At 57.2% G+C, this 7475-nt stretch carries 7 protein-coding genes; 1 reads left to right on the forward strand and 6 read right to left on the reverse strand.

Annotated elements, in window-relative coordinates; genetic code table 11:
* Positions 1-148: 148 nt before the first annotated feature.
* From ABY734_RS16640 to ABY734_RS16665, 6 genes are all read right to left on the reverse strand, one after another.
* Positions 149-1240 (reverse strand): hypothetical protein, encoded by a 1092-nt coding sequence (locus ABY734_RS16640; RefSeq protein ID WP_372780511.1) that lies wholly within the window; start codon positions 1238-1240, stop codon positions 149-151.
* A gap of 168 nt (positions 1241-1408) precedes the next feature.
* Complete coding sequence (locus tag ABY734_RS16645; protein ID WP_372780512.1) at positions 1409-2323, reverse strand: MarR family winged helix-turn-helix transcriptional regulator; 915 nt, start codon at positions 2321-2323, stop codon at positions 1409-1411.
* 1 nt (position 2324) lies between these two features.
* On the reverse strand, positions 2325-3632 hold the full coding sequence (locus tag ABY734_RS16650) for a spinster family MFS transporter (protein ID WP_372780514.1): 1308 nt from the start codon (positions 3630-3632) through the stop codon (positions 2325-2327).
* A gap of 6 nt (positions 3633-3638) precedes the next feature.
* The gene (meaB, locus tag ABY734_RS16655; RefSeq protein ID WP_372780515.1) at positions 3639-4583 is read right to left on the reverse strand and encodes a methylmalonyl Co-A mutase-associated GTPase MeaB; all 945 of its coding nucleotides are present in this window, start codon (positions 4581-4583) and stop codon (positions 3639-3641) included.
* Positions 4583-4978: a cobalamin B12-binding domain-containing protein gene (locus ABY734_RS16660; protein WP_372780516.1), complete on the reverse strand. Its 396-nt coding sequence runs from the start codon at positions 4976-4978 to the stop codon at positions 4583-4585. The genes meaB and ABY734_RS16660 overlap by 1 nt, the downstream gene beginning before the upstream one ends.
* Positions 4979-5010: 32 nt before the next feature.
* On the reverse strand, positions 5011-6720 hold the full coding sequence (locus tag ABY734_RS16665) for a methylmalonyl-CoA mutase family protein (RefSeq protein ID WP_372780517.1): 1710 nt from the start codon (positions 6718-6720) through the stop codon (positions 5011-5013).
* Between the two features lie 130 nt (positions 6721-6850).
* Here ABY734_RS16665 and ABY734_RS16670 point away from each other — a divergent pair.
* Positions 6851-7475: DNA-3-methyladenine glycosylase I (locus tag ABY734_RS16670; protein ID WP_372780518.1), on the forward strand; the 625-nt coding region annotated here is incomplete at its 3' end.

Below are 7475 nucleotides of genomic sequence, written 5' to 3' on the forward strand. Positions count from 1 at the left end.
CCGTCTTCATGATAGTTACCGAAAACAATTTCCTGAATCTGCCCCGGACGAGCCCCCATGCCCTGCCCGACCTCATCAAAAGCGGCAAAAGGCGACAGCGTAAAAACCCCGCCAAAGTCAAACAATACTGCGTCTATCGTCGCCATTTTCACTTCACACCGTAGCGATCAAAGTTTCCGAAAAAGCCGTATTCAAACAGGCCGTAGCCGACCTGACCGTTCATCTCAAAACGGGCGGCATTATCACAGAGGCCAAACATGCGGTCTTTGTCCTTTTCCATATCCAGGCTAAAGCTTTCTACCACTTTCTTGCCCTTGTACATGCCGTGCTTCCAGTCCGCCTCCAGCCCGTAACCGGTACCCACCATCACCCACACATGGGTCATTGGCGTAACCTTCACTTCAAGCGGGCCTTCCGGTGCCTCGGGAAAACGAATCACCGCCGAATCAATAAAGGTCTGGTAGGGCTTGGCGACCACCAGATTGTGCTCGTGCTCAGGGCGGCCCAGCCAATCCGGCTCGCGCTCCGGATCATTCCAGACCCGCACTGCTTCCTCCAGCACGCGAGTGCCGTCGTTGTGTTCGTTCAGAATATAGATAATGGAGAAGTCATCGAACTGCATGGGGCAGTAATTCCACATACCTTCCATGATCGGCGTGCCTTCATGAATACCCTGCGGCTCATGCTCACCCACCGGGCGAATACCCCAGGAGCGATCCCGACTCCCCTTCCACTTGTCCGGGGTAACATCAAAAGTCTCATCGCCGACGCGCAAGGTGCCCTTCCAGTAACCGGTCTGGGCAAAGCGCATGGAATCAAACAGTACCCGGCCGTGTTTGCGAATATACTGGCGCGGCTCCAGAAAAGCGGGAATAGCGCCTTCCCACGTGACGTCCATGGCAATCGGGTGTTCGGGGCTGTCTTCCACCACAAAACGTACTTTTTCCAATCCTTTCAGTACCTCAACTCGCAGCGGCCCCACCGAGGTATCCATCCGATCGTCGCCCAGTTCGCGCGATGCACGCACCACATGGTGCTTGTCACTGCGGCGCACAACCACAAAGGCATCCTGCACGCCCAAAGTGGGGTATTGCCCCATGCCCATGACCATAAATAGGTCATCACTGGAGGCGTGCATATTGAAATAGTAACGGTCGTAGAAATTGCGGTCAGAGGTGCCGGGGTAGCGAATTACATCGGCAATCTGGTGCAGCGGGTAGTCATCCATTTGCGACAGCATGGGGAATCCTCAGCGTGGTGATTGTTATGCAATGAGTGTAGGCCGGACTGTGCACCCGATAGGGTTAAGAGTTATTCAGATTCGCCTATCGCCGCGAAAACGCCGTTTTGGTGGTTTATTGCTGCAATTTCCTCTAGCTGAGCGGTGCCGAAGCGCCAGCTCAAGGGCTTAATCGTGAGGAGAAAGCGCCCTCAGTAAACGCCGGAATATCTGATCCAATTCTCGCAGGCCTTGTGCTCCCAGGAGATCAGAATACCCTTTCTGTATACGCTGGTTAGCCACCACCACATTCTGTAACCAGACCTGACCGGCAGCACTGACTGACAGCTCCTTGGCCCGGCTGTCACGAGGACTTTCGCGTACCGCCAGTAATCCCGTCTTGACCATAGCCCGGCTGGTCAGACTGACAGCCTGAACGGTCAGGGGCTGCCGCTCGGCCAGTTCGGTCACGGTCATACCACCGGCCCGGCAATAGAAAAACTGGCTGAGCACCGGGCGGGAAAGTTTTTCGGCGTCCCCCGGATCTAATTGCTGCAGCAAACGTTGTTCAAAATCGCCGGCCAGCTCGACCATCAAACGCCCAAAATGCAGAAAGCGCTGGGCTTCGCCAGTCGCCGTTACGATTGGCTGACGCCCGAGCTTCTCAGTAAGAGCCTGCAGCAGTTCAAACAAGCGCTGAAAGGCTTCGCTGCCCAATTGCTGGCGATAGTGCCGCCGAATGTCATCGACCACCCGATTTGAGGCACTTACCAGACGATCACCGCGCAAACTGAAGCGAACCAATCGCGCGCGCTTATCGCTCGCACTGACCACCACCGACAGGTAACCCAGTCCTTCCAGCTGGCGCACCACCTTGCCAATTGCCTGCTTGCTGACTCCGGCCCTCAGAGCCAATTCAGACAGGGTGGTGCCGCTGGCGTCGAGATGCCGCAGCACGGCGCCGTGAGATCGTCGAATGTCCGCAAAGCCCTGTTCACCATAGGCCTTTAAAAAGTGGGCTTCGTAATCAGCCACCAGCGAAAACAGCACCACACCCAGTGCCGATTCCCGGTATTCTTCCAATAGCTGTGCCAGCTCGCTCACGTCAGTCTTCATCCAGGGCAAAATTGCGGGCAATTTTATAGGGTTGCCAGGCAAGCCGCACGGCCAGCAGCGCCAGCGGCAGCAAAACCGCTGCGGCAAGGGCCAGCGCCAAACCAAGATGGGCTTCGGGCGGCAGGAAAAAGTCCCCGACGGCTGCAATCAGCGGCGCACCGCTGCCATAGCCGAGCAGGTTTACAAACAGCAGGAAATAGGACGAGACCTGCGCCCGCTTTTCATTCGGTGTCACTACCTGCAGAGAAGCCACCGACACCCCGGCCAGCGACTGGGTAAAAAACACCGCCGACGCAATCAGACCGCTGGTAAGCGGCAGGCTCAGCGTGAGTCCAAGCGGCAGCAAGCTAAACAAAGTGCCTGACATAGCCAGTACCATCACCCGCAGGTAGGCCTGCTGACCAAAACGCGGTTGCCAGCGCGAGGCCAGCACACCACCGGCAAGCACCCCCAGGCTGGCGGCAATCACAAAAATGCCGCCAAAATGGCCAGCCGCCTGCGCCGGCGTCAGCCCAAAGTGGCGGATCAGATACACCGGCGTCCAGACGATAAAGCCAGAACTCATGGCGGTTGTTGCGGCAATGGCCAGAAATATCCCCAGATACAACCGGCGCCGGGCCATCAGAAAACCAAACGTGGTACGCAGTTGTTGCAGCGCATCCGAGGGTGGAGCCTCAAGCAGACCCCGGCGCTTTGGTTCAGCAAAACGGAAAATAAGAACCGCCAAGAACAAACCCGGCAGACCCGCCAGCATAAAAGCCAGTTGCCAGTCAGCAAAACCGTTCAGCCAACTGATATGAGTGCGATCCCAACCTTCCAGCCAATCCAGCAAACGGCCACCCAGTAAAAAAGCAAAGCCGCTGCCCACGGTGCTGCCCATGGAAAACACGGCCATTGCCGTGGGCAAGCGCTTGCGATCAAACACGTCTGCCAATAAGGAATAGGCCGCCGGCGCCAGCGCCGCCTCGCCCACACCAACGCCAACCCGGCCGAGAAACAGCTGCAGATAGTTGCGAGCCAGACCGCAGGCCACGGTCATGGCACTCCACACCACGATACCGATCCCAATGACGCGGGTACGCCGCCATCGGTCTGCCGCCAAGGCGATAGGAATACCAAACAGCGTAAAGAAAACGCCAAAACCCAGACCGTGCAGCAGCGCAAACTGGAAATCTGAAATACCGAGGTCGTGCTTGATCGGGTCAACCAACAGAGCAATGATCTGGCGATCGAGAAAGGACAGGAGATAGGCCAGAAACAGCAGAAATACCAGATACCAGCCGCGGCTGTTACTCACAGCCACTTACTCCTGCGCTTTGCGAAAGGCATCGACAATATCGGCTGGCTGGGCTTTACCCTGCTCCAGATCCTCAAAAAATGCGCTGCCGCGCTCACCCGTAACAAAAGGCTTCAACCAGTGTTGGCGCAGTTCGATGGTTAATAGCAATTCTGAGAAAGCCCGCAGCTGGGACGCCCGCCGCGCCTTCGCCTGCGGAGACTGCAACGCCGCTTCCAGCGCGTCGCTCAGTTCGGCCACGCCATCGCCGCTGATCGCATTGGTGCGACACACGGTGGTGACAAAGCCGGTTTTGTTTTCCCGGTCGTGGGCTTCCAATTGCAGTACCTTTTCCAAGGCCCGCACGCCGTCCAGGTCACATTTGTTGATTGCAAACACATCGCCCACTTCCATCACGCCAGACTTGATGCCCTGTACGTAGTCACCGCCGCCGGGAATAAAAACCAGCGCGCTGACATCGGCCACCTGCACAATATCCAGTTCGTTCTGACCGATGCCGACGGTTTCGATAAAAATGCGATCAAACCCGGCAAACTTGAGCAGCTGGGCCGTGATAAAAGTGGTTTCGGAAACCCCGCCCAGCTGACCCTTGGTAGACAGGGAGCGGACAAAAACACCGTCGTCCAGAGCATGATCCTGCATTCGCAAACGGTCACCCAACACGGCACCGCCAGTTTGAATACTGCTCGGGTCGACCGCCAGTACCGCCACGTTTTTATCGGCTTGCCGGTAGTGCCTGATCAATTGATTCAGGAGAGTGGACTTGCCAGCACCGGGCACCCCGGTGATACCGATGCTGCTGACGGGCTGCACTACAAAGACTTCCCGCGACAGTTGCAGCAGAAACTCCGGCGAGCGTTCAATGGCGGTGATGGTGCGCGCCAGCGTAGCGACGTCACGCGCCTGTATCGCAGCACGCCAGGCGTCGTCGAGAACAATAGGGCGACGCATCAGACAGAGACGGCACTGCGCAAAAAGGCGGCGATGTCGTCCATATTCGCGCCCATGGTAAAGACCTGATCAACGCCGAGAGCCTTGAGAGGTTCGACATCTTCTTCCGGCACAACGCCACCAACGATCAGAATACGGTCATCGAGGCCCATTTCTTTCATCTTTTCGGCCAGCACTTTCAGGTGGGTCATATGCCCGCCGGAAAGACAACTGACGCCGATCACATCCACGTCTTCCTGCAGCGCAGCGTGGGCGACTTTTTCCGGGGTTTGTTTGAGGCCCGAAAAAATCACTTCAAAACCGCGATCGCGCAGTTCCTTGGCCAGCACCGTGATGCCGATGGTGTGGGTGTCCAGGCCGATTTTGGCGAGGAGTATTCTTATGGGTTGGGTCATCTAATATCTCGCGTAAAAGAATGGGCGCAATGTTAAAGCGTCGGCGTCAACGCATTCGGGTCATACTCCCCAAACACATCCCGCATCGCGTCACACAGTTCGCCGTGGGTAGCGTAGAGCTCGACTGCTTCCAGCATGGGTTCAACCATATTGGTGTTACCGCGGGCAGCTTCGCGCACCTTTTCCAGAACGCGCTCAACGGCGGCATTGTCGCGCTGTGCCTTGATTCGATTCAGCCGCTCGATCTGCCGCGCTTCCGCTTCTTCGTCGTGCCGGAAAATTTCGATCTCGCGCTTTTCGTCTTTTTTCACCAGATAGTTCACACCGACAAACTTGCGCTCGCCACTGTGAAAATCGCTGTTCATGGCGATCTGCTCTTCCGCCAGTTCGCTCTGGAAATAACCGGCCTCCAGCGCACCCAGCGCACCGCCCATGGCTTCTATTTTTTCCATTTCCTCGAACACCGCATCTTCCATGCGCTTGGTCATATATTCCACATAGTAGGAACCGGCGAGGGGATCAATGGTGTCGGCCACCCCCGTTTCCTGCGCAACAATGTGATGGATGTTGGCGCCAATGGTAATCGCATCTTCACTGGGCAGGGCGTGGGCTTCATCGTAAAGCGGCGTGTTAATCGTGTGAGCACCGCCACCAAGGGCGCAGGCCAGCATTTCAATACCGAGCCGGGCGATGTTATTCAACGGCTGCTGCAGGGCCATGGACATGGTGCCGGGTGAGCTCATCAACCGAAGCTTCAGCGCCTCCTCGGCGGTGGCGCCATAGGTTTCCTTCATCAGGCGCGCCCAGACCTTGCGGTAGGCTCGCAGCTTGCCGATGGCTTCAAAGAAGTCCATATCGATGCCGGTGATAAAGCTCACCATGGGGGCGACTTCGTTAATGTCGTGACCGCGCGCCAGCAGCTCGTCGATATAGGCCCGAGCCATCGCGAAAGAGTAGGCGATTTCCTGCACCGGGTTGCCGCGGGCCGCGTAAATCTGGGCACCGACGATATTCAGCGGCATCCAGTTCTTGTGGTGGGTCATGCAGTACTCGATAACGTCACAGGCCAGCCGCAGACCGTGCTTGGGCGGGTAGATGTAACGACCAACACAGGTGTACTCCACCAGAATGGTGTTGGGCATCATCAGGCGAATGTCTTCGAGCTTTTTACCCTTGCGCTGCAGCGCCTTGATCAGCATCGCCAAGTTCACTGGCTGGGGCGCATTGCACACCGAGGTGAGGTTCTTGAGTTTTTCCAGCGGGAAGTTCAGGGCCTCTTCCATATCCTGCAACGTGTCCAGCGCCATACCGGCGCGACCCACTTCCCCCCGGCACAGGGGGTTATCGGAATCGTAACCATTGGTGGTGGGCAGGTCGTACTCGACGATGATGGAATCCAGCCCCTGATTGACCATGTACTCCCAGCGCTTGGCGGAATCTTCTGCGCAGCCAAAACCGCTGACCTGCGTCATAGCCCACAGGTCACCGCGATAACCCGCCGGACGGGTCTCCCGGGTATAGGGGTAGGTGCCGGGCAGGCCCAGATCCTTGTCTGGGTCAAAACCGATGGCGTCCAGGTCCGATTGCGTGTAAAGCGGTTTGATATCCCAGCGCAGGCTTTGGGTCTGGAAGCGGGTTTTGCGCTCACCCTGCTCGGCAATCGCCGGCTCGTAGTATTGGGTGCGCCACAGGGTTTCGCTCCCGGACTCGAGTGCTTCCAATTTTTTTGTCGATCGACCCATGACACCACCTGCTTCTATATAGTAAACCCTCTTTAATATAAAGAATGACTATTTTTTATGCAAGCCCGCGCTTGCCGCCCCCGAATGACCCCGCTATTCTCGCCCTTCGCGCTCGACCGGGAACGGCTCCATGACCACACTCTTCAAACGCTGCCAACAACGTGCCCTCGACCATCAGGGCGGCGTTAAAGCCCTGCAGGAACAACTGCCCAAGGCTAAAACAGCGGCCCAGCTGCGCAAAATCGGCGATGATCGCTACCTGGCCGAGATGGCGGCCTGCATCTTTCGCGCCGGCTTCGTATGGCGCGTGGTGCAGAACAAATGGGACGGCTTTGAAGAAGTCTTTAATGGCTTTCTGCCCATCTGGGTAGCCTCCCGCTCGCCCGAACAAATAGAAGACATGGCCAGCGACACCCGCATCATCCGCAACCTGAACAAAGTGAAGGCTGTGCAGGACAACGCCCTGCTGGTGCTCGATCTGCAACGGGAGTACGGCGGGGTTGGTAAATTTCTGGCCCAGTGGCCAGAGGACGACATCACCGGCCTCTGGCTTTACCTGAAAAAACACGGCTCACGTCTGGGCGGCAACAGCGGCCAGTATTTTCTGCGCTTTATGGGCAAAGACACTTTCATTCTCAGCCGCGACGTGTGCGCGGCGCTGAAACTCAACGGCATCATCGACAAAGACAATCCCATCTCCCAGCGCGATCTGCGCAAGGTACAGGAAGCCTTCAACGAGATGCGCGCGGAAAGCG

Origin of the sequence: Litorivivens sp. (genome assembly GCF_041624475.1) — a bacterium.
Lineage (GTDB): Bacteria > Pseudomonadota > Gammaproteobacteria > Pseudomonadales > Spongiibacteraceae > Litorivivens.